We start from the raw sequence: 22,390 nt of genomic DNA, 5'->3' as shown, positions 1-22,390 counted from the left end.
TTCGAGATTCGAGATTCGAATACAATGATATGAGAAGGCTTCCCTTGTGGAAGCCTTTTTTGTATCTATTCGTAGCTGCTAACGATGTTGAGTGGCAAACCCAAACGGAATTGCTCAATCAATACAAACGCTAGGCAAAGCAACCACCAGCCAAGCAGGTCAAAGTCGTATATTCACCAATAATTAGAGCCATTGATTCGGCAATAAAAAAGGCCTCCCGAAGGAAGCCTTTCAATCGTGAATCTATTTAAGATTACATGTTACGCAGAGACGCGATACGCTTATCTAGCGGTGGGTGGCTCATCAGTAGCTCACTCAGTGATTTCTTACCGTTGATACCAAATGCCATCATTGAACCTTCTAGTTGTGGTTCGTGACTCACTTTTAGACGCTCAAGCGCCGCAATCATCTTCTCTTTACCGACTAGGCGCGCTGCACCCGCATCAGCGTGGAATTCACGATGACGGCTGTACCACATTGTGATGAAGCTCGCTAAGAAACCGAAGATTAGCTCAAGCACCATAGATACACCGAAGTAAACCATCATGTTGCTGCCACCCTCTTCTTCGTTGTCGTTAGAAGCAACGATGTTCGCGATAAAGCGAGATAAGAAGATAACGAACGTATTCACTACGCCTTGCATCAATGTCATTGTCACCATATCGCCATTTGCGATGTGGCTAACTTCGTGAGCCAATACGGCTTCTGCTTCATCACGAGTCATGCTGTGCAGCAGACCGCTCGATACCGCAACTAGAGAGTCGTCGCGCTTCGCACCTGTCGCAAATGCGTTGATATCTGGTGAGTCATAGATAGCGACTGTTGGCATGCCGATACCGACTTGTTGAGCTTGGCGGCTTACGGTTTCCATCAACCAATGCTCTGTTTCATTGCGAGGGCTCTCAATAACCATACCGCCCACAGAACGCAAAGCCATTCCCTTTGACATCATCAAAGAAATGAAAGAACCACCGAAACCAAACACGGCAGCCATTACGAGCAATCCAGACAAGCTGCCTGGTTGCATCCCCGTGACAGCGTATACAATATTAAGAACAACACTTAGCACCAATACAACCGCTAAGTTGGTTGCAAGGAACAACATTACTCGCTTCATTACTTTTCTCCGCATGAAAGCTGTTTTATTAAAACTTTATCATTATAGCTAAGGCGTGTACGGCAAACGCACCACCTCAAACACTTCTATTTACTTATACATATAGTCTTAGAATTAGAAAACAAGGTTAAGCATTAAATTGCAACATTTAATTACGAGACCGTGTCCAATTAAGATTTGGTATTAGACCTAAGTCTTATAGAGAACATCGACTGATCCGTTTACAGTGTGCCTAGATGATTAATTGGCTAGTCCGAGACACAAAAGGAAAGGATCATGGTTGAAGGCACTAACACTCAAATGGCTATTGATTTACTATGCTGTCACTTAGGTATCACTGAAGAAGAAGCAAAAAAACAGATCGGTATCGTGACTCCAGAGGCTGCACAAAATAACATTTCAGAGACTCAGCAGGCATTAATGGGGCTAACAAAGGACCATTAATCTCTGTTTTAAGTCGACGGATAAAAAGAAAGGGCTGCAATTATGCAGCCCTTTTCTATTTTTGGTCTTCAGCTAATGACTTATAGAGCCATCAGTGGCTGAACATCAATGTATTTACCAATGTTCTTCGACTTCGCTTTCGGCACGTAAGGAATCTCACCCAGTTTCGGCGCACCTAGCTTATCTTCAAGCATCGCAATAATGTCTGCGTAGTGCTCAGTACCTGGATTGATTCGGTTTGCTACCCAACCGACAAGGTTTAGGCCATCTGCACGAATCGCTTCTGCAGTTAGAAGAGCATGGCTTAGGCAGCCTAGTTTAATACCGACCGTTAGAACCACTGGAAGCTGTTCTTTCTTAACCCAAGCCGATAGACACTCATCGTCAGACACTGGTACGCGCCAGCCACCCGCACCTTCTACCAATACAAAATCCGAGTTCCGCTTATGTTGCGCTAGCTTCTCAGAAAGTACCGCTTCATCAATCACCACGCCATCACGCTTAGCTGCGATATGAGGAGAAGCAGGAAGCATCAATGCATATGGATTAACATCATCGTAATCGATGTCTTGAGTTGCAGCTTCTTGAAGATGAAGAGCGTCGCTATTACGCGCTCCTTCAGGGTACTGCTCACAACCCGCAGCGACAGGCTTGTAGCCAATCGTTGAAAATTCTTGTGCGGCAAAAGCTTGTAAGATCGCTTTTGAAACCACGGTTTTGCCCACTTCGGTATCCGTACCTGCAATAAATAATGCATCAATCATAATTGAATAACCCCTAAACAAACTTGATATGTTGCTGGTAAGAAACCTTGATGGTTTTGAAATGTTCGATACTCTTGCTCAACAAGCTGCAGCATTCTTCTGCTGGTCAGACCTTGTGAGCGCCCACTTACGTGGTTGGCACCAATCCCCTTAAGGTCGCGCATCAATTCAAACGCTGAATCGTACCATACTGTGATGGAGGGCAAGTCTAGTAGATGGTGGACACAGCTAGATTGCGCTAACGCAATTTTTACCTGATTGGCGGTAATAAAGTGATTGACGTGTTGATGTGAGTCAATTTTACTCCACGCCTTTTTTAGCTCAATCAGAGAACCGTCTAACAAGGTGGAGAAAGCGATTGAGCCGCCTTGGCGCGTCACTCTTTTCATTTCTCGCAATGGCATAGATAGATCATCACACCACTGAAGTGCCAAACTAGAGAAAACCAAATCAAATTGGTTGTCGTTGAATGGGAGAGCTTCGGCATCTGCTTGCTGGTATGCCACAACGGTATTACCGCACCTCTGCTTGGCTTGCTCTAACATACCCAATGACAAATCTGCGCAGACAACCGTCGCTCCTCGTTCTGCGAGTAGCTTGGAAAAATAGCCCGTCCCACACCCTAAATCCAACACCTGATAACCAGATAGGTCTGTAGGTAACTTATCAAGAAGACGCTGACCTACATCGCGCTGAAATTCAGCGTGCTTGTCATAATTTTTTGCAGCTTTTCCAAAGGCATCTGCTATCGCCTGTTTATCTTGGACAGTGTAATTATCTACGACGGCTTGCTGTGACATTTACTCTACCTCATGTTGCGTTGCTAACGCGCGCTGTAGCGAGTGAGTCAGATGTAATACTTGCTCTTCACTGTGGTTAGCAGTCAGTGTAATTCTAAGACGAGCACTACCTTGCGGCACTGTTGGCGGACGAATCGCTGTCATCCAAACTCCACTCTGTTTTATTCGGTTAGCGATACTAACGGCATGCTGCGACTCGCCAATAAGAAATGGCTTGATTGGCGTTTGTGTTTCCACATAACCAGACCAGTCTTTCATTTCTTCATGATAGAGCGCTTGTAGTTCACTCAACTTATCTCTACGCCACTGTTGGTTTTGTATCATGGTACAAGCCACACTCAAGGCATGAGCTTGAGCTGGAGGGGTTGCCGTAGAATAAACGTGGTGACGAGCAAATTGAGTAAGGTATTCCCCTACCGATTTGCTGCAAAGAATCGCCGCCCCAGACAAGCCGAAAGCCTTACCGAAAGTGACAACAAGCAGTTCTGGTTTAATACCCGACGCAGCACAACTTCCTGAGCCAAACTCCCCTAACACACCGATGCCATGAGCATCATCCACCGCCAACCACGCATTATGCTTTTGGGTCAGCTGTGCAATATCGGCTAAAGGGGCTTGGTCACCATCCATGCTGAACACCCCCTCTGTCACCACCAATGAGTTGGGTGCTGATGAAAGGAGTGAGTGTAAATGAGTTAAATCGTTGTGCTTAAAGCGCTTCATGGTTGCCGGCGACAATGCCCCCGCTTCCATTAAAGAGGCGTGATTTAAACGGTCTTGAATGAGGGTGTCACTCTTATCGAGCAGAGAAAACAACAAGGCTTGATTAGCACTAAACCCAGAACTGAAAAGAATCGCGCGCTCATAGCCTAACCATTCGCATAGCTGAGACTCTAGGTTTTGGTGTGCTGTACTAAAGCCTGTGACTAATGGCGATGCTCCACTGCCAGCCCCATATTGGCTCAACCCATCTTGCCAAGCTGAAACCAACTCTGGCTCATTGGCTAAACCTAAATAGTCGTTACTAGAGAAGTTGCTGTAAATCTTAGAGTCGAACTCAATTTCAGAACGACTTACCGATTTAAGAACGTTTAGCTGGCGGTTAAGCCCCTGCTCACGGCGGTCAGCAAGGGCTTTTTCAATACGAGAGTTAAACGCTGGCATCGTAGAACATGTCATCTTTCGTTGGGCGAGCAGCGACACGCTCTACCACTTGATCTAACAGTTCGTTTTCTTGGATTTCATCTGGCTTTTGCGCCACTTCTTGGCTATTGATACCAAGCTTCTTAAATAGCTGCATATCGGTGTCTTCATCTGGGTTTGGTGTAGTCAGTAGCTTACAACCGTAGAAGATTGAGTTCGCACCCGCCATAAAGCACATTGCTTGCATCTGTTCATTCATGTTTTCACGACCTGCAGACAGGCGAACCGCCGATTTCGGCATCATGATACGAGCAATAGCAATGAGCTTGATAAAGTCGAAAGATTCAACGTCATCGACGTTTTCCATCGGCGTACCTTTCACTTTTACTAGCATGTTGATTGGCACACTCTCAGGGTGAACAGGGAGGTTAGCTAGCTCGACAAGTAAGCCAGCACGGTCATTAGTGCTTTCACCCATACCGATGATACCGCCAGAACAGATCTTCATACCTGCATCACGAACATGAGATAAAGTATCTAGACGGTCTTGGTAAGTACGAGTCGTAATGATGCTACCGTAGAACTCAGGAGAGGTATCAAGGTTGTGGTTGTAGTAATCCAAACCTGCATCAGCCAATTCACCCGCTTGCTCAGGCGTTAGCATACCTAGCGTCATACAGGTCTCTAGTCCCATGCCCTTCACCCCTTTGATCATCTCTGTTAGATGAGGCATATCACGCTCTTTTGGATTCTTCCAAGCCGCACCCATACAGAAACGGGTAGAGCCCGCATTTTTCGCTTTTTGAGCCGCATCGAGCACGCGCTCAACTTCCATCAAACGCTCTTTATCAACATCTGTGCGGTAGTGTGCACTTTGTGGGCAGTATTTACAGTCTTCTGGACAAGCACCGGTTTTAATAGAGAGGAGTGTACTCACTTGTACATGGTTATGCAGTTGGTACTGTCTATGAACAAGCTGTGCTTCAAACATCAAATCCATAAACGGTTTTTCAAGCAGAGCTTTAACTTCAGCTACTGTCCAGTTATGACGAACTTCCACGTGTCGATCCTTTTCTATTATTTTATTTGCGCAAATCCACTTTGAGATTTTGCATTTATGCTTGGCTAGTCTACCGACAAGCTTTAGACTGTCAACACATTGATAAAAACAAAAGTTTACAACTGGTTATTATTTAATCAAATTACACATGGAACTCGTTATGGATCTCGCCTTTGATCGCCAGCATATCTGGCATCCCTACACTTCTACCCTCACACCTCTGACCTGCTACCCTGTGGTAGGTGCTAAGGGTGTTTACCTTGAAATGGAAGATGGAAAGCGAGTGATTGATGGCATGTCTTCTTGGTGGTCTACCATCCACGGATACAATCACCCGGTATTAAATGAAGCGGCACATAGCCAAATCGATAGGGTTTCACACGTGATGTTCGGCGGAATTACTCACCAACCTGCAATCGATCTGTGTAAGAAACTGCTCAACCTAGCTCCTAGCAATTTGGAACATGTATTTTTGGCTGACTCGGGCTCAGTCGCTGTTGAAGTCAGTTTAAAGATGGCATTGCAGTACTGGCATGCAAAAGGTCAACCGAGATCTAAGTTCTTAACGCTGAGAGATGGCTATCATGGCGATACTTTTGCTGCGATGTCGGTGACTGATCCAGATAATTCCATGCATAGCCTTTACAAAGGGTTCCTACCAGAGCATATCTTCGCGGACTCACCAAAGACCGGTTTCTGGGATGAGTGGAACCCGGACGACATTAATAGCTTCAGAGAAAAGCTCAGCACGCATCATCAAGAGATCGCAGCGGTGATCTTAGAGCCTATCGTTCAGGGCGCTGGCGGCATGCGTATCTATCATCCAGAGTTTCTAAAGCAAGTGAGAGCGCTGTGTGATGAATTCAACGTGCTGTTGATTCTTGACGAGATTGCCACAGGGTTTGGCCGCACGGGCAAGCTGTTTGCCTGTGAGCATGCAGATATTCACCCGGACATTCTTTGTGTTGGCAAAGCACTCACTGGCGGATACATGACACTCTCAGCAACACTAGCAAGTAAAGACGTCGCTGATACTGTGTGTGACGGTGAAGCCGGATGCTTTATGCACGGCCCTACCTTCATGGGTAACCCACTCGCGTGTGCCGTTGGTGCTGCAAGTCTTGGATTAATCGAACAAGGTGATTGGCAGTTACAGACCAAACAAATCGAATCGCTTTTCTCAGAGCAGCTTCCAAAACTTAAACAACATGAGTTAGTTAAAGACGTTCGTTGGTTGGGCGCAATTGGTGTAGTGGAAACTCACACGCCCGTTGATATGGAAGCAATACAAGCTCACTTTGTTGAACAAGGGGTATGGATCCGACCTTTCGGAAAGCTGATTTATATGATGCCTCCATTTATCAGTGAATCGCATCATATCGAGAAATTGGTCTCCGCCATAGATAGTGCACTTCAACGACCAGAGTGTTTTCAATAAGCGAGCAATGCACTCATGCATTAAAGTATGAACGGTTGTCCGTCAAAACAACCGTTCATATCAACTGCTAACTCGTTGTTTTTCCAAACAATTCATCGCAACTGGCTATCTTTACTCGCTCTACGATTGAACAATGCGTGTTGGTGAGAGGTATGTTCCAGCATCGACTGACACTCAATACACAAGCGTACCCCTTGCATCGCTAGTCGTCTTTTCTCTGGGATCTCGTCACCACACTCATCGCAATAATGAGCACTTTCTCCAGTCTTGATGTTACCTCTCACGCGACAGATCTCATCGGAAATGGTATCTTGAATTTGCTGACTAACACTGTCGTCGCCAGCCCACCCTACAGCCATATGCCCTCCTCAATATCGTTATGAGAAAATCAATTCCTACCGCGGTAGGCGACCATTATACGAACAAAATCTATTGGATATAATCTAGGACATAAGCAAATAACTATTACCTATTTGTAAAAATGGCTAGGTTCGGGCAATAAAAAACCCAGCACGTGGCTGGGTTTTCGAATCAGACGATTAGAGCATTAACCGATGTGCGTTACGCCGCCCATGTACTTCTGAAGTACGGTTGGGATAGCTATACGGCCATCTGCTTCTTGGTTGTTCTCTAGAATCGCAACCATTGTACGACCTACAGCAAGACCAGAACCGTTTAGTGTGTGTACAAGCTCAGGTTTCTTCTCGCCTTTACGACGGAAACGCGCTTGCATACGACGAGCTTGGAAGTCCCACATGTTTGAACAAGAAGAGATTTCACGGTACGTCTCTTGAGCTGGAACCCAAACTTCTAGGTCGTAAGTTTTCGCAGCGCCGAAGCCCATGTCACCTGTACATAGAACGACTTTACGGTAAGGAAGCTCCAGAAGTTGTAGCACTTTCTCAGCGTGACCTGTTAGCTCTTCTAGTGCAGCCATTGAGTCTTCTGGCTTAGTGATCTGTACAAGTTCAACTTTGTCGAACTGGTGCATACGGATAAGACCACGAGTATCACGACCGTAAGAACCTGCCTCAGAACGGAAACAAGGCGTGTGAGCTGTCATCTTAAGTGGCAGTTCTGCTTCTTCCGTAATGGTATCGCGCACTAGGTTTGTTACTGGTACTTCCGCTGTTGGGATAAGTGATAGCTTCTTAAGAGGGACGTCACTTACTTGCTCTGTTAGCGGGCTAGTGTGGAACAGGTCTTCACCGAATTTTGGTAGCTGGCCTGTGCCGTATAGGCTGTCGTGGTTCACTAGGTACGGTACGTACATCTCTGTGTAGCCGTGCTCATCAGTGTGAAGATCTAGCATGAATTGAGCGATTGCACGGTGTAGACGCGCAAATTTACCCTTCATTACGATGAAGCGAGAGCCAGAAATCTTAACTGCACTTGCGAAATCAAGACCACCAGAAAGCTCACCAAGATCAACGTGATCTTTTACTTCGAAATCGTAAGTCTTTGGCTCACCCCAACGAGAGATCTCTACGTTGTCGTCTTCGTCTTTACCTGCTGGTACTGACTCGTCTGGCAGGTTTGGAATCGCCATTGTGATCGCTTCAAGCTCACCTTGAAGATCTGCTAGTGCAACTTTAGCTGCGTCTAGTTCTGAGCCTAGGTTACCCACTTCTGCAAGGATGCGCTCAGCTTCTTCGTGATCGCCTTTCGCTTTTGCTTGACCAATGGACTTCGAGCGAGAGTTACGTAACGCTTGCAGTTCTTCAGTTTTCATTTGAAGGGACTTACGTTTTTCTTCAAGTTCACGAATTGTCTCTACATCAAGGTCAAAGCCTCGACGTGCTAATTTTGCCGCTGTTTCATCCAGCTCAGCTCGAAGTAATTTAGAATCCAGCATTGCTAATCCTATGCTTTAGTTATTTGAATATTCAGTAGCTTGACCACTGAAACACCACTAAACCGCCAAAAATGATGATTATTTCATCATTTTTTAACGATTTAATCTGAATTTTATGACTAGGTTAAGATATCCAAAAAAGGCTAGTTTTCATAGCGTTTTTGTGGGCTTTTTGCGTCCAAATCCGCCAGATAATCTAGCTTTTCGCCAATCTTGGTCTCTAAGCCTCGTTTTGTTGGGTAATAGTATTGTCGCTCACCCATTTCTGGTGGCAGATACTTCTCCCCCGCCGCGTAGGCCCCAGGTTCGTCGTGAGCATAGCGGTATTCTTGCCCGTAGCCCATGTCCTTCATCAAAGTTGTTGGTGCATTTCTTAAATGATGTGGGACTTCATACTCAGGTAGATTATGCGCATCAGTCAAAGCTTGCTTCCAAGCGGTATAGACAGCATTACTCTTTGGTGCGCAGGCCAAATAGACAACCGCTTGTGCAATCGCGCGTTCACCTTCTGCAGGGCCAATACGAGTAAAGCAATCCCAAGCGGAAATCGCAACTTGCATAGCTCTTGGGTCGGCGTTGCCAATATCTTCCGATGCAATCGCCAACAAGCGCCTAACGATATAAAGCGGATCACACCCTGCGGCAATCATGCGCGCTGACCAATACAACGCAGCATCTGGGTTAGAGCCACGAATCGACTTATGTACTGCTGAAATCAAATCGTACCAAATGTCGCCTTTATTATCGAAGCGAGCTACCTTCTCGCCAGCGACTTCTGCTAGCAATTGAAGCGTAATCGACTTGCGGCCTTGCTCGTCGTCTTCCGCCATATCATAGAGCAGTTCAAGATAATTGAGTGACATGCGCGCATCGCCGTTGACTAACTCCGCTAAACGGTCCAATACATTGTCGGCAAAGTGGGCACTCACATCACCTAAACCACGCTGCTTATCTTCAATCGCTTGACGAATCACCAGAGCAATGTCGTCCGTATTCAGCGAGGTCAGTTTATAAACACGGGCACGTGATAACAGTGCGTTGTTGAGCTCAAAAGATGGGTTTTCTGTGGTTGCACCAATAAAGGTAACGGTGCCATCTTCGATATGCGGGAGAAACGCGTCTTGTTGGCTCTTGTTGAATCTATGAACCTCATCCACAAACAAGATGGTGCGTCGACCTGCTTGCTTATTTTCGCGCGCTTTCTCGATCGCAACACGAATATCCTTAACTCCGGAAGTGACCGCCGATACACGTTCAACCTCGGCGTTGGCATAATTCGCGGCAACTTCAGCCAAGGTGGTTTTTCCGGTACCCGGAGGTCCCCACAAAATCATGGAGTGAATGTGTCCAGCCTCAAGCGCTCGGCGCAGAGGTTTTCCGGGGCCCAAAATATGTTGCTGACCAATGTACTGCTCGACGGTTTCTGGTCTCATACGAGCAGCAAGGGGACGAAAATCTTCGTCCCCCGAAAAGTCTAAACTGTAGTTACTCAATGGCTATCTCTTGATTCACTAGTTATAAATGACTCAAAGGCTTAGTTTCTTTGGTCATCAACTTCAACGCCTTCTGGAGCGCTGAAAGTAAAACGGTCACTGCTTGGCTTACCCAAATCAACATTGCTGAAGGTGAACTCGCCTTTTTGACCGTCTTGTTCAATGACATTAAAGCCTTGAACAATACCCTTGTCATTGATCTGAATTTGGAAATCCCCTTGATTCGAATCAACAGCTGTCGGCTTAAGCGTAAACTGGTTACCCGATTGGGTCACATTGTAGTTGTCCCAGTCACTTTCTTGGTTACGAGTCAGCAATACAAACGGGGTTTGCGCGGTTGCTTGCTCTTGCCAGTAAATGCTTACCTGCTCAATGAACGGGCTGTAATACCATAGGCTTTGGCCGTCAGAGACCAATAGGTTTTCGTCAGGGAATGTTGTTTCCCAGCGGAACAGACTTGGGCGGGCAATTTCTACTGTGCCCTCTCCTTCCATGACGACATCGCCATCTGGGCTTGTGACAACCTGTTTGAAATCAGCACTAAAGCCAGCGTTGAGTGCTAATCGGTTGCTCAGTTCTTCCTTTGGTGAAGCGAAAACGGAAAAACTCATAAATAGAAGTGCGAATGCTTTTTTCATCAATAATCCTGTTACAACTAAAATCGATCATAACCCATATGACCGACCATTAAGGTTTGAGTTCCTATCAACGCGATCAAGCGTTTACTCTTTTGGCGAAGCCGGTGCTAACACTTCACGGTTACCATTGTGGCCCGGAGGACTCACAATACCTTGCGCTTCTAGCTGCTCTACAATACGAGCGGCTCGGTTATAACCAATCTTAAATCGTCTCTGAACACCCGATACTGAACCGCGACGTGACTGCACCACGTGTTCAACAACTTGGTCAAACAGTGGGTCAACGTCTTCATCCCCTTCCATCTTTTCGCCCGGAAGTAGGGTTTCAGGGGTCTGTTCACCATTGGTGATTTCATCAATGTAATTTGGTTTACCACGTGCTTTCCAGTCATTTACGACCGCGTGTACATCATCATCCGACGCAAACGCACCATGAACACGAATCGTATGGCTAGAGCCCGGTGGCAAGTAGAGCATGTCACCCATACCCAGTAGTGATTCTGCGCCACCTTGATCCAAGATAGTACGAGAGTCAGTTTTCGTCGATACAGTAAACGCCACACGAGTCGGAATGTTTGCTTTGATCAAACCGGTGATAACATCAACCGATGGGCGCTGCGTAGCAAGAATCAAGTGAATACCCGCTGCACGCGCTTTTTGTGCCAGACGTGCAATCAGCTCTTCTACTTTTTTACCTACAACCATCATTAGGTCTGCAAACTCGTCGACAACAACAACGATATACGGCAGTTTTTCTAACAATGGTGGCTCAGGATCCATGCTGTCGCCAGCTTGCCACAATGGATCATGAATTGGGTGTCCCGCTTCTGCCGCCATTTTCAGCTTATCGTTGTAGCCCTTGATGTTACGAACACCTAACGCAGACATTAGCTTGTAACGTCGCTCCATCTCGCCAACACACCAACGCAGCGCGTTTGATGCATCTTTCATATCGGTAACCACTTCTGATAGTAGATGTGGGATACCCTCGTAGATAGAAAGCTCAAGCATTTTCGGGTCAATCATAATGAAGCGCAGATCTTCTGGCGTCGCTTTGTAAAGCATACTCAAGATCATCACGTTCACACCCACCGATTTACCAGAACCAGTAGTACCTGCCACCAGCACGTGAGGCATTTTTGCGATATCAGCGATAACAGCTTCACCCGCAATGTCTTGTCCCATCACAACGGTGGTTGGTGATTTGGCTTCGATAAACTGTTGGCTGCCCACTACATCTGAGAAGAATACGGTTTGACGACTCATGTTCGGCAGTTCTAGCCCCACATAAGGCTTGCCCGGAATAACTTCAACAACACGCACCGCCATTGCAGACAGCGAACGCGCCAAGTCCATAGAAAGGCTAGAGATTCGGCTCACTTTCACACCTGGTGCTAGGTCTAACTCAAATCGAGTGATCACAGGCCCAGGGAAGATATCGACAACCTCTGCTTTGATCTTGTAATCAGCCAGTTTAGATTCCACCAGACGCGCAATCTCTTCTAGTGCATCACGGTCGATAAAGTTATCACGCTTCTCCGGATGATAAAGCAGCTCCAGCGTCGGCATAGGAGATGTTGGCTTAGGCAAGTTCGGCTCTTTTTGAACCAAGAACGGATTCTGCGCAGCTGCCATATTCGCTTGCGCTTCAGAAACGATATTCTGGAACGCTGCAACATCTTGATCTGGGTGCGCTGATTCTTCTTCTGTCACCTCTTCCCACGGCAAATCGATCGCTTGTTCATTGCTATCAGACTGCGGCTGAGGTTCAGTCACTTCTGCAGACGCTTGCGGTGCGCTTGGCTCTTCCCAAGGCGTCTCGTCTGCTACAGGAGCATCTTGCGCAAATGCAGGTTCAAACTCTTCATGAGCTGGATTGCTGTGTAACGGTTCATCGGCAGTCGTTGGCTCGATAAACATCGGCTCAGGAATCACTTCTGGTTCAGGATCAGAGGTAAATGACGGCTCCTGATGTTCAGTGGCTTGCGAAACTGGTTCCTGATGAACCGGCTCTTGGTAAACAGGTTCTTGGTGAACAGGCTCAGCTGAAAACTCTGGTTCGTGATTCTGATATTGTGCAGGTTCAGCAGGCTGTTCTTGCATATATTCTTGGTATGCTGCTTGAGAGTGATGTGCTTCAGCTTGGGTTTGTTCCGCTAAGTCATCTTCATCCATTGCTGCATGCTCAAGTTGCTCAATCGTCGCATTTAGCTGTTTAGAACGCTCAACGCCCTCTTCTAATGGCTCTTCTGGCGCTTGATAAATTGGTTTCGGCGTTTGAATCGGCTGTGGAGCAGGCTCGGCTTGTACTGGAGCGATATGTGCTGGCGCGCTCGAATCAGGCGCTTTGGTTTTAACCGGTTGCGCGGCAGCCTCTGGCACTTCCGTCGGCATATGAATATTGTAATGACGCTTAGGCTCAGTCGATTCTACTGGCTCTACTTGATCGGGTTCTGCGGTTGCAGAGAAATGCAAACTTGGATCGCTGGTCAGTGGGTCGTACTGTTCCTCAACATTTTCAATGGCAGGCTTGTGATCTTCAAGCTCTAGCGCATCATGTTGTTCCGTCTCTCTCAGCTCTGGCTCGAGCATCTCTTGATCTTGACCACGCACTTTATTTACCAGCGCAGTAAATAGTCGAATCGCGCTATCACCCAGCCATTCAACAATACTCAGCCATGAGATACCCGTTAATAGTGTAAAACCTGCTCCCCATAGGAACAGCAGAACGAGTGTCGACCCAAGAACATTCAGCGTAGGTAGTGCTAGACTGGTCATCACATCACCAATCACGCCGCCCGAAGAGAAGTACCAGATATCATCGAAGTTGATGTCGGCAAGGCCACAGCTGGTTAATAGAAGAATAGTGAGGCCCAGTAAGCGCGTACCCCAAAGCATAAAGTCGATGGTTTCGTCTTCATTACGTTTACGAAACAGGACCCATGCAGCCAAGGTAACAAGAATCGGCAATGGGTAAGCAAGAGAACCGAATACAAAAAAGAGCGTATCCGCTAACCAAGCCCCAACGTAACCGCCCGCATTTTGAATGTCACCGCCCCAAGCCGTTTGCGACCACGACGGATCCGCTGGATTGAAGGTCAGCAGTGCGACGGCAAGAAGAATAGAAAACAGCACACCTAAAATAAGGCTGCACTCTCTTAAACGTTGGGTACCCGTCAAACGAGAAGACTGAGGCTCTTCACTCGTTTTAATGATTGTTTCGACTTTGTTGCCGCTCTCTTTGAACATAAACCAGCTTTATAAATGTGTTTGATAAAAACTACTGTTGATTTAACCATATCAAACGGAAAAACCCAATTCCAGAAAGCAAGAAAGCGGAAACTAAGTTCCGCTTTCTTGCTGTTCGACCATTGATGATTAACGAGTTTTAATCACCAGCTGGTTGGTTTGTTTCACTTCTTCCATTACCACGTAAGTACGAGTGTCGTTTACGCCAGGCAGACGCAGCAGCGTATCACCTAGAAGTTTACGGTAAGCACCCATATCCGATACACGTGTTTTTAGAAGGTAGTCAAAGTCACCCGACACTAAATGACACTCTTGGATGTCGTCTAGCTTTTGAACGGCGGTGTTAAATTGTTCAAACACATCTGGCGCACCGCGGTTCAATGTGATTTCAACAAACACCAAAAGTGATGCATCTAGGTACTGAGGATTAAGCAGCGCTGTATACCCTGTAATGTACCCTTGACGCTCCAAACGACGAACACGCTCAAGACACGGAGTCGGAGAAAGACCCACACGTTTTGATAGTTCAACGTTCGAAATACGACCATCTTTTTGCAACTCATTAAGAATGTTGCGATCGATACGGTCTAGTTCCTTGGACGGCTTCTTATAGTTGTCTGCCATTTTTTATTCCACCTTATTACTTCCTTGCAAAAAAATATACTACAACTTTTTAATATTCAGTATCAAATTTTATCTCAACGTATCTATACTAGATATTAATTCGACAGAATTACCCTACACACAGTTAATACAACTACTATAGATTATACAACCAAAATAAAATGAGGAGTCAGGATGATCATTGGCGTACCTAAGGAAATCAAGAACCACGAGTACCGTGTTGGTATGATCCCAGCTAGCGTGAGAGAACTTATCTCACATGGTCACCAAGTTTTTGTTGAAACCAATGCCGGTAACGGTATCGGTTTTTCAGACGATGATTACATCGCTGTAGGCGCATCCATTCTTCCTACTGCTGCTGACGTATTCGCGAAAGCAGAGATGATTGTAAAGGTTAAAGAACCTCAAGCTGTCGAGCGAGCTATGCTTCGTGAAGGGCAAATATTATTTACTTATTTACACCTTGCACCAGATTTTCCACAAACTGAAGAGCTTATCAAGAGCAAAGCTGTCTGCGTAGCCTATGAGACTGTAACAGATAATATGGGTCGCTTGCCACTATTAGCGCCAATGTCTGAAGTTGCAGGCCGCATGTCTATTCAAGCAGGTGCACAAACTCTTGAAAAATCTCACGGCGGTCGTGGCCTTCTACTTGGCGGCGTTCCAGGCGTTGAGCCAGCGAAAGTTGTCGTTGTTGGCGGCGGCGTAGTAGGTGCTAACGCAGCTCGTATGGCTGTTGGCCTACGTGCAGACGTAACAATCCTAGACCGTAACGTTGATACACTTCGCCGTCTAGACGAAGAGTTCCAAGGTCGCGCTAAAGTGGTTTACTCTACTGAAGACGCAATCGAGAAGCACGTTCTAGAAGCTGACCTAGTTATCGGCGCAGTACTCATCCCAGGCGCTGCAGCTCCTAAGCTAGTAACAAAAGAGCACATCGCTAAGATGAAGCCAGGCGCAGCTGTTGTTGACGTTGCAATCGACCAAGGCGGTTGTTTCGAGACTTCTCACGCAACAACGCACGCAGACCCAACTTACATCGTTGACGACGTAGTTCACTACTGTGTAGCAAACATGCCAGGCGCTGTTGCTCGTACATCAACATTCGCACTAAACAATGCAACACTTCCTTACATTGTTAAGCTAGCGAACAAAGGCTACCGTGAAGCACTTCTATCTGACGAAGGCTTCCTAGAAGGTCTAAACGTTATCCACGGTAAAGTAACGTGCAAAGAAGTTGCGGAAAGCTTTGACCTAGAATATGTAGACCCAGCAGAAGCTATCGCAATGTTCAACTAAGAACATTAATAGACAGTTTTTCTGACTAAAAATGTAAAAGCCAGCTTGAAATCAATCAAGCTGGCTTTTTTATATCTTATAGCTGGAACACTCATCTTAGCGATCAAAACTAGTCTGGTTTCCGTCCTCTTATTAGAATATTACGCGGCGTTATGTGCCGTTCGCAGAATTGTTCAATAGAGGTTTGGTACCCTTGCTCCTCTAAATACAAGGCTCGGTCGAGAGCAAGCCACATCTCTAGTGGTCGTCTAAACACCTGTTGAACTAAACTCAGGCGTTCCATATTCCAAAATAGCTGCGCCCCTAGCCTTTCATAGAAATCAAAATCTACTTGTTCGGATAGTAACAGCGATTTTTTGTCCGCTGCCCACCAGCAGAACGATTCAAAACCTTCAGACAGCTCAGATTTTTTGATACTCGGAACCGGTTGGTATTCCATCAGCCCAAGCTCACGGTTAACGAGCTGGCTAAAGCCGAGTCGGAAGCTCATCTCTAATTCACGGTGTCTCTTAACACGCTCTCCACCCGTTACCGTCTCTTGCAATGGAATTCGTAAATCAGACTTAGAGAGCTTGAGCTTAGAAGACTTCGCCGCTTGCGACATAGGTTGATACTGTTCAGACTGAATTAAGTGATAGCAGCAAGGAGATATTGTCACAGCGGGTAGTTCATGACTCACGGCTTTATTGAGTAGCGTCACGTGCAAATCGCCACACGCATGGAGCGCAACAGCGTGCTGATGACGATTGAAGACGGCATTAGATTCCGCTGAAAAAGCATCACCTTGTACAAAGTGCATAGGTAACATCTGCGCATTAGCGATCGCTTGACCGCTATCACACAGAGATTGCTGCCATTCAAAGCTCGTAACTTTTTGCTGCGACTGTTGAGATAAGATTCGACCAAGAAAGCCCTTGCCTGCACACCACTCTAACCATTCACTGCCACTGTGGTGATGCAAAACCGCTTCACTCATCGACATGATTTGTTCTAGTTTGCGTCCTGGAATCCCGGTATCTGTGCCTTTGGGTAAATCTAACCCTTTGCGACTTAATGTTGGTAGTTCAATCGCATCAACAATGCTGTTCAGGTCAGGGAAAAACGCGTTTAACTCATTCACCAAAGACTCAGGCTGCTCTTTATACGCCTGAATTTGCTGTTCATTGAGTGCCTGCAACCAAATAAATAGCGCTTCGTTATGATCTCGCCAAGGGAGTTCGTCTTGTTGGCAAAGATGAAACGGTTCAGATCGCCAATAAACTTGGTGCTGATTTAGAAATGAGTCAAGAGTTTGGAATTTGGATTGCATGCTTCCCCCTGTAATGGGAGCGATTGTAGGTGGTACAAGGGAAAATAGAAAGTATCTAACGGCCTTCAAACTAAATCAGGCTCACCATAAAGAGGTGAGCCTGAGGATAAAGGTGCTATCTGACGGGCAGTTCGATGTCTTTGAACATCTCTTCTATCTCTTCATTGGATTTGAGAGAGATAGCCTGCTCAACGACTGGTCGCGTTAAGTGCGGTGCGAAGCGCTCCATGAAGTCGAACATGTAAGAGCGCAAGAAGGTGCCTCGGCGGAAGCCAATGCTGGTCGTACTCGCACCAAATAGGTGACTCGCATCAATCGCAACCAGGTCAGTATCTTGCTCTGCGTCGATCGCCATGCTTGCTATCACACCTACCCCGATACCCATTCGCACGTATGTTTTAATCACGTCAGCATCTGTTGCCGTAAACACCACACGCGGTGTTAATCCAACTTTATTAAAGGCCGTATCAAGTTCAGAACGTCCGGTAAAGCCAAATACATACGTCACCAAAGAGTATGCTGCCAAGTCCTCAATCGTCACATTTTGCTTTTGTGCTAGAGGATGATCTTTCGTCACGACGATTGAGCGGTTCCAGTGATAACAAGGCAACATAATTGCGTCTTGATACAAGTGCAGCGCTTCAGTAGCAATAGCAAAGTTCGCAGTACCCTTCGCCACCGCTTCAGACATCTGACTTGGTGTACCTTGGTGCATGTGAAGCGAAACCTTTGGATAGCGGGCAGTAAAGCCCTTGATCACATCTGGTAACGCGTAACGTGCCTGAGTATGAGTCGTTGAAATATTCAATGTACCCATCTCTGGATGTGTATGTTCGCCCGCTACCGCTTTAATGCTCTCAACACGAGCAAGAATTTCTTGGGAGATACGAACAATGTCTTCGCCCGCTTGCGTCACCTGAGTCAGGTGTTTACCGCTACGTTCAAAGATCTGAATGCCTAACTCATCTTCAAGCAATCGAACCTGCTTACTGATACCTGGTTGTGAGGTATAGAGACTCTCTGCCGTGGCTGACACATTCAGGTTGTGATTGACCACTTCAACAATGTACTTCAGTTGTTGTAACTTCATCGGTAACCTCGTAATCCTTTACTCATTTCTGTGCTAACTTATTTAAAAAGTGAGCGAGTTGAACTTGTCTAATATAATTAATAGTTATAACGCCTTAGCACCCAAAATGACAGGAAAATTGAATTTTTATAAAGCCAGATATGAAACCACCACCACTCCTTTGTAATCCATCCCTCATTATCAAGAAATAGTTTGTAGTTTTTGATTACGCAGCGATGCGATCAAGAGATAATGACAAATCTTAATTTACAAGTGCAGATAAGCGATTTACGGGTATAGATACTTTATGGAATCGTGTATCCTCTGAAGTTAGCGATAGAACACAACAAGCAGACGCAATTATATGAATATTGGTTTAATTATTGCCTTAGTAGCCATTCTTTTGGTGTTGGTATTAGGCTACAACATCATGCTTCAGTATAAAGTTAAGGTGGAAACAGCGAAGAAACAGGAATCTTCTCGTTATTTGACCATTATCGATGGAACGGAAGAACTGATTGGTAACGCGCATCACATGCCGTTCAGCCAAGACCTGCTGGTGTGTCTAAACACACGTATCCTAGACTCTCTTGAAAACATGTATGAGTTAGATCCAAAGAACAAACAACTCGCTCAGCGTATCGAGAGCGTGAAGCAACAGATAACCCAGTTGAAAGAGAATTATCAAGGCGGTGAAAGTACGGCTTTCCGTGTCCCAAGTAGCGATAAGCAAGCTATCATGATGTTGAAGCTGGTTAAGCGCCTTCGCGACACGATTCGTAGCGAACACAATAAAGGCCGTTTTGAAACGCAGGCTTACGTTGCAGAAAATGCACGTCTAGAGACCATTCAAATTCGTATCAACATCGAGAACGTAATCAAGCGTGCCAACGACTCAATTGCTCGCGGTCAACCGGGTACGGCAATTCAGCTGCTGCGCAAGGGTATCGATGCACTGACCACGAAAAACGATCCTTATTCAAATCAGGCTCGTGAAAAGCTGCAAGAGATGCTCAACGACCTGGATCAGAAACGCCAAGATCGCAACGCGCAAGAGCTTCAACAAATGGAGTCAAAAGAGCGCGAAGACGATATGGATGCTCTGTTTGGTCAGAAGAAGAAATGGTAATTTCGAACACCTGATTTTTCGCAAATATAACAACATGACTAAGGCTGCCAAACGGTGGCCTTTTTTACACCCATAAGCCCCTCCTAACCTTAAAGTTCCTATGGTAATATCTCGTTTTTCCAATCGACTCAAGCCATAGCATGTACCAAGAACTATTAGCGCCAATTCACTCTTTCCTAAAAGCTGAAACACCCGACACCTGGATCGACGAAGCAAAGAAACCAGAAAACCTTCACATCATTTTGCGTGACCACATGCTGTGTGAACTAAAAGCGGCTCAAAGTGCCCTATTTCTGATTCGTAAATACGCGGTTGATAAAGAGAGCGCTCAGCAATTAAACGAGTGGATTAAGCCATATGAAGAGTTCGCTTACCGTCGCAAAGGCGATCTGGAATCTCTACGTGGTAAGAGCAATGCATCCAAGCAAATCACGGCCAAAAACGGTTGTGTGTATGGCGATGACTTGATTGATAAAATGGTACTGCTGATCAAAGAAGAGCTTCACCACTTCTATCAAGTGATGGAGCTAATGGAAAAGAAAGGTGTCACATACCAACCTATCGAAGCCGGCCGCTACGCAAAAGGCTTGATTAAGCATGTGAAAACCTATGAGCCAGACGCTTTAGTGGACAAATTAATTATTGGTGCGTTTATTGAAGCACGCTCTTGTGAGCGCTTTGCCAAGCTTGCCCCTTTCCTAGAAGAAGATATGGAGAAGTTCTACGTGTCTCTTCTTCGTTCAGAGGCTCGTCACTACCAAGATTATCTTGAGCTCGCAGAACAAATTGCAGGTAAGGATATTTCCGAGCGTGTAGCTCATTTCGCACGCGTCGAAGCCGACCTGATCACATCAGAAGACAGTGATTTTAAATTCCATAGTGGTGCGCCAGTATAACCCGCAAAGAGAGCACGCTCCACTCCAAACAAAGAAGGCCAGCTATTTGCTGGCCTTCTTATTGGTTTCGCGCTCGCTATAAGAGAAAGTTAAGCTAGCGTAGCATTGATCTCTGCTAGAACAGCAGCAGGATCTGAAGCCTGAGTAATTGGACGACCAATAACAAGGTAGTCAGAACCCGCTTGGATGGCTTTGGTCGGAGTCATGATACGTTTTTGATCACCGACTTCTGCACCCACTGGACGGATACCTGGTGTCACCAGTTTAAATTCCTGGCCAAGCTCGCCTTTTAATAGAGACGCTTCTTGCGCTGAACAAACCACACCATCTAACCCTGCGTTCTTCGTTAGTTTAGCTAGACGCATTACCTGCTTCTGAGGTTCAATATCAAGGCCAATACCCGCCAGATCTAATTGCTCCATACTTGTGAGTACCGTAACACCAATAAGCAATGGACGATCTTTACCATAAGGTTCAAGGATCTCACGTGAAGCCGCCATCATGCGCTCACCGCCACCAGCGTGGACGTTCACCATCCAAACGCCCATTTCAGCGGCTGCACGTACTGCTTTTGAACACGTATTTGGGATATCGTGGAATTTCAAATCTAGGAATACCGAGAAACCACGCTTGTGTAATTCGCGAACGAATTCTGGCCCAAATAGAGTAAACATCTCTTTACCGACCTTTAGGCGACAAGATGCTGGATCGATTCTATCAACAAAGGCCAAAGCATCAGCTTGGTTGTCGTAATCCAGTGCTACAATGATTTTTTGATCGTTCATTTCATCTCCTAACGCAGTTTATTGTCTTAAATTTTACTCATAAAAATGCAGCCCGAAAGCTGCACTTTTCAATTTGGTCTAACATTGACCATAAATCTATTCACCATCAAGGCCACGAATTGGCTTGATCGTTCCCCACCCCTTACATGAAGGGCAATGCCAATACATAGAGTGGGTAGAGAAACCACACTTCCTACAGCGGTAGTGAGGCTTCATTTTTAACTGTTCACCAACCATTGATTGCAATGTGGTCAAGCTGTTCTTAGCTCTCCCCTCTTCTGCTTCGGCAATATGGTAATCGATCAATCGATAGAAGCCTTTCATGGTTGGGTTTTTAAGAAGTTGCTTGGTTAGCAGTTCTTGTGCTGAGCCCACGTCTTCATGCTGCGCAACAAGTTGCGCCAACATTAGCTCAGCCGATACGCCAGCTTTTTTCTGAATACAGACTTTCAAGAACTCGACTAGCTGCGCCTCTTGACCTAAATGGTGGTAGCAATCGGCCAACGTTGGCAGAACTTCACTGATGAAATCGATATCTTGATCGATCACTGACTCAAGGTATTCAATCGTCTTCTGATACTCTTCATCAGCTAAATGAAGCTTCGCTAAAGCAATACTCGCTCGCACACACTTAGAGTCTTCAGACAACGCCTTTTTAAAATGCTGCATAGCTTTTGACTTATTGCCTTCAGCTTGCTCTTGCATCGCTAACTCACACCAGAAATGAGCTACGGTAGCACGCATCTTAAGTTTCTTATTGCTGATCTTAATCAGCACATTGCCATATTGAATGGCTTTGTTCCATTCGCGGGTTTGTTGATAGATAGAAACCAGCTGCTGCAGAGCGCTCTCTTTATGATCAGGCTCTTCAACAAGTTGCTCGAAGATTTTTTCTGCTCTGTCTAGGAAGCCCGATACCATGTAGTCTTTTGCGAGTTGCTGTAGTGCGAGGTTCTTTTGGTCGATAGTAAGACCAGAGCGGGAAATTAGGTTTTGGTGAATACGAATCGCGCGATCGACTTCACCACGAGAACGGAATAGATTACCCAAAGCTAAGTGAGTATCAATCGTCTCGTTGTCGACTTGGAGCAGTTCGATAAAGTGATCAACCGCTTTATCAGACTGATCTGACAAAAGAAGGTTCAGACCTGTTACGTATTGACGTGAGATCTGATGGGATTGCTTTTGTTTTTCTTGCTGAGCATTACGATTACCCATATACCAGCCATAAGCGGCGGCGATGGGCAAAAGTAAGAACAGTAACTCTAACATTCAGTA

At 46.0% G+C, this 22,390-nt stretch carries 20 protein-coding genes; 5 read left to right on the top strand and 15 right to left on the bottom strand.

The window, feature by feature from the left end; genetic code table 11:
• Positions 1–253: 253 nt before the first annotated feature.
• Positions 254–1,117, bottom strand: a complete 864-nt coding sequence (htpX, locus tag KI655_RS07885; protein WP_285403479.1) for a protease HtpX — start codon at positions 1,115–1,117, stop codon at positions 254–256.
• Between the two features lie 276 nt (positions 1,118–1,393).
• Here htpX and KI655_RS07880 point away from each other — a divergent pair, with 276 nt between their 5' ends.
• Positions 1,394–1,561, top strand: a complete 168-nt coding sequence (locus KI655_RS07880; protein WP_285403477.1) for a hypothetical protein — start codon at positions 1,394–1,396, stop codon at positions 1,559–1,561.
• Positions 1,562–1,641: 80 nt separating this feature from the next.
• Here KI655_RS07880 and bioD read toward each other — a convergent pair whose 3' ends face one another.
• The 4 genes from bioD to bioB are packed head-to-tail and all read right to left on the bottom strand — an operon-like array spanning position 1,642 to position 5,328.
• The gene (bioD, locus tag KI655_RS07875) at positions 1,642–2,325 is read right to left on the bottom strand and encodes a dethiobiotin synthase (protein ID WP_285403475.1); all 684 of its coding nucleotides are present in this window, start codon (positions 2,323–2,325) and stop codon (positions 1,642–1,644) included.
• Positions 2,322–3,125, bottom strand: a complete 804-nt coding sequence (bioC, locus tag KI655_RS07870) for a malonyl-ACP O-methyltransferase BioC (protein ID WP_285403473.1) — start codon at positions 3,123–3,125, stop codon at positions 2,322–2,324. Before bioC ends, bioD begins: the two co-directional genes overlap by 4 nt.
• On the bottom strand, positions 3,126–4,289 hold the full coding sequence (gene bioF / locus KI655_RS07865) for an 8-amino-7-oxononanoate synthase (protein ID WP_285403488.1): 1,164 nt from the start codon (positions 4,287–4,289) through the stop codon (positions 3,126–3,128).
• Positions 4,276–5,328, bottom strand: coding sequence for a biotin synthase BioB (gene bioB, locus KI655_RS07860; RefSeq protein WP_032552087.1), 1,053 nt, complete (start codon positions 5,326–5,328; stop codon positions 4,276–4,278). Before bioB ends, bioF begins: the two co-directional genes overlap by 14 nt.
• A 160-nt stretch (positions 5,329–5,488) precedes the next feature.
• Between bioB and bioA the strand changes: the two genes are divergently transcribed.
• Complete coding sequence (bioA, locus tag KI655_RS07855) at positions 5,489–6,766, top strand: adenosylmethionine--8-amino-7-oxononanoate transaminase (RefSeq protein ID WP_285403470.1); 1,278 nt, start codon at positions 5,489–5,491, stop codon at positions 6,764–6,766.
• A 92-nt stretch (positions 6,767–6,858) separates the two neighbouring features.
• Here bioA and KI655_RS07850 read toward each other — a convergent pair whose 3' ends face one another.
• From KI655_RS07850 to lrp, 6 genes are all read right to left on the bottom strand, one after another.
• Positions 6,859–7,125 carry a DksA/TraR family C4-type zinc finger protein gene (locus tag KI655_RS07850; protein WP_285403468.1) on the bottom strand — a complete coding sequence of 89 codons (267 nt, stop codon included), beginning with the start codon at positions 7,123–7,125 and terminating at the stop codon, positions 6,859–6,861.
• A 188-nt stretch (positions 7,126–7,313) separates the two neighbouring features.
• Positions 7,314–8,621 (bottom strand): serine--tRNA ligase, encoded by a 1,308-nt coding sequence (gene serS / locus KI655_RS07845; protein WP_032552084.1) that lies wholly within the window; start codon positions 8,619–8,621, stop codon positions 7,314–7,316.
• 143 nt (positions 8,622–8,764) lie between these two features.
• Positions 8,765–10,114, bottom strand: coding sequence for a replication-associated recombination protein A (locus tag KI655_RS07840; protein ID WP_285403466.1), 1,350 nt, complete (start codon positions 10,112–10,114; stop codon positions 8,765–8,767).
• 41 nt (positions 10,115–10,155) lie between these two features.
• Positions 10,156–10,752, bottom strand: a complete 597-nt coding sequence (gene lolA, locus KI655_RS07835; RefSeq protein WP_285403464.1) for an outer membrane lipoprotein chaperone LolA — start codon at positions 10,750–10,752, stop codon at positions 10,156–10,158.
• Positions 10,753–10,836: 84 nt separating this feature from the next.
• A complete protein-coding gene (locus KI655_RS07830; RefSeq protein WP_285403462.1) occupies positions 10,837–14,001 on the bottom strand; it encodes a DNA translocase FtsK 4TM domain-containing protein in 3,165 nt (1,054 codons plus the stop codon).
• A gap of 129 nt (positions 14,002–14,130) precedes the next feature.
• The gene (gene lrp / locus KI655_RS07825) at positions 14,131–14,625 is read right to left on the bottom strand and encodes a leucine-responsive transcriptional regulator Lrp (protein WP_004734558.1); all 495 of its coding nucleotides are present in this window, start codon (positions 14,623–14,625) and stop codon (positions 14,131–14,133) included.
• Between the two features lie 174 nt (positions 14,626–14,799).
• Here lrp and ald point away from each other — a divergent pair, with 174 nt between their 5' ends.
• On the top strand, positions 14,800–15,924 hold the full coding sequence (gene ald / locus KI655_RS07820; protein WP_285403337.1) for an alanine dehydrogenase: 1,125 nt from the start codon (positions 14,800–14,802) through the stop codon (positions 15,922–15,924).
• Between the two features lie 109 nt (positions 15,925–16,033).
• Here ald and KI655_RS07815 read toward each other — a convergent pair whose 3' ends face one another.
• Both KI655_RS07815 and cysB read right to left on the bottom strand, forming a co-directional pair.
• Positions 16,034–17,233 (bottom strand): methyltransferase, encoded by a 1,200-nt coding sequence (locus KI655_RS07815; RefSeq protein ID WP_285403334.1) that lies wholly within the window; start codon positions 17,231–17,233, stop codon positions 16,034–16,036.
• Between the two features lie 115 nt (positions 17,234–17,348).
• Positions 17,349–18,323 carry an HTH-type transcriptional regulator CysB gene (gene cysB, locus KI655_RS07810; protein ID WP_032552078.1) on the bottom strand — a complete coding sequence of 325 codons (975 nt, stop codon included), beginning with the start codon at positions 18,321–18,323 and terminating at the stop codon, positions 17,349–17,351.
• Between the two features lie 343 nt (positions 18,324–18,666).
• Here cysB and KI655_RS07805 point away from each other — a divergent pair, with 343 nt between their 5' ends.
• Positions 18,667–19,431 carry a DNA repair protein gene (locus tag KI655_RS07805; RefSeq protein ID WP_285403331.1) on the top strand — a complete coding sequence of 255 codons (765 nt, stop codon included), beginning with the start codon at positions 18,667–18,669 and terminating at the stop codon, positions 19,429–19,431.
• Between the two features lie 140 nt (positions 19,432–19,571).
• Positions 19,572–20,327, top strand: coding sequence for a tRNA-(ms[2]io[6]A)-hydroxylase (locus tag KI655_RS07800; protein WP_285403329.1), 756 nt, complete (start codon positions 19,572–19,574; stop codon positions 20,325–20,327).
• Between the two features lie 89 nt (positions 20,328–20,416).
• Here the strand turns inward: KI655_RS07800 and pyrF are convergent, their stop codons facing one another.
• Entirely contained in the window at positions 20,417–21,112 is a 696-nt protein-coding gene (pyrF, locus tag KI655_RS07795) for an orotidine-5'-phosphate decarboxylase (RefSeq protein WP_285403327.1), read from the bottom strand.
• Between the two features lie 96 nt (positions 21,113–21,208).
• Positions 21,209–22,384 (bottom strand): lipopolysaccharide assembly protein LapB, encoded by a 1,176-nt coding sequence (gene lapB / locus KI655_RS07790; RefSeq protein WP_285403325.1) that lies wholly within the window; start codon positions 22,382–22,384, stop codon positions 21,209–21,211.
• Between the last annotated feature and the right edge of the window lie 6 nt (positions 22,385–22,390).

The sequence above is a fragment of the Vibrio sp. D404a genome (assembly GCF_030248535.1).
Lineage (GTDB): Bacteria > Pseudomonadota > Gammaproteobacteria > Enterobacterales > Vibrionaceae > Vibrio.
Note: the sequence above shows the minus strand (reverse complement) of the source record. Positions and strands in the feature narration are given on the sequence as shown.

What these genes read in the sequence shown, in the direction of transcription:
- htpX (WP_285403479.1), bottom strand. Translation starts at nt 1,117, where the DNA reads ATGAAGCGAGTAATGTTGTTCCTTGCAACCAACTTAGCGGTTGTATTG.
- KI655_RS07880 (WP_285403477.1), top strand. Translation starts at nt 1,394, where the DNA reads ATGGTTGAAGGCACTAACACTCAAATGGCTATTGATTTACTATGCTGT.
- bioD (WP_285403475.1), bottom strand. Translation starts at nt 2,325, where the DNA reads ATGATTGATGCATTATTTATTGCAGGTACGGATACCGAAGTGGGCAAA.
- bioC (WP_285403473.1), bottom strand. Translation starts at nt 3,125, where the DNA reads ATGTCACAGCAAGCCGTCGTAGATAATTACACTGTCCAAGATAAACAG.
- bioF (WP_285403488.1), bottom strand. Translation starts at nt 4,289, where the DNA reads ATGCCAGCGTTTAACTCTCGTATTGAAAAAGCCCTTGCTGACCGCCGT.
- bioA (WP_285403470.1), top strand. Translation starts at nt 5,489, where the DNA reads ATGGATCTCGCCTTTGATCGCCAGCATATCTGGCATCCCTACACTTCT.
- KI655_RS07850 (WP_285403468.1), bottom strand. Translation starts at nt 7,125, where the DNA reads ATGGCTGTAGGGTGGGCTGGCGACGACAGTGTTAGTCAGCAAATTCAA.
- serS (WP_032552084.1), bottom strand. Translation starts at nt 8,621, where the DNA reads ATGCTGGATTCTAAATTACTTCGAGCTGAGCTGGATGAAACAGCGGCA.
- lolA (WP_285403464.1), bottom strand. Translation starts at nt 10,752, where the DNA reads ATGAAAAAAGCATTCGCACTTCTATTTATGAGTTTTTCCGTTTTCGCT.
- KI655_RS07830 (WP_285403462.1), bottom strand. Translation starts at nt 14,001, where the DNA reads ATGTTCAAAGAGAGCGGCAACAAAGTCGAAACAATCATTAAAACGAGT.
- lrp (WP_004734558.1), bottom strand. Translation starts at nt 14,625, where the DNA reads ATGGCAGACAACTATAAGAAGCCGTCCAAGGAACTAGACCGTATCGAT.
- ald (WP_285403337.1), top strand. Translation starts at nt 14,800, where the DNA reads ATGATCATTGGCGTACCTAAGGAAATCAAGAACCACGAGTACCGTGTT.
- KI655_RS07815 (WP_285403334.1), bottom strand. Translation starts at nt 17,233, where the DNA reads ATGCAATCCAAATTCCAAACTCTTGACTCATTTCTAAATCAGCACCAA.
- cysB (WP_032552078.1), bottom strand. Translation starts at nt 18,323, where the DNA reads ATGAAGTTACAACAACTGAAGTACATTGTTGAAGTGGTCAATCACAAC.
- KI655_RS07805 (WP_285403331.1), top strand. Translation starts at nt 18,667, where the DNA reads ATGAATATTGGTTTAATTATTGCCTTAGTAGCCATTCTTTTGGTGTTG.
- KI655_RS07800 (WP_285403329.1), top strand. Translation starts at nt 19,572, where the DNA reads ATGTACCAAGAACTATTAGCGCCAATTCACTCTTTCCTAAAAGCTGAA.
- pyrF (WP_285403327.1), bottom strand. Translation starts at nt 21,112, where the DNA reads ATGAACGATCAAAAAATCATTGTAGCACTGGATTACGACAACCAAGCT.
- lapB (WP_285403325.1), bottom strand. Translation starts at nt 22,384, where the DNA reads ATGTTAGAGTTACTGTTCTTACTTTTGCCCATCGCCGCCGCTTATGGC.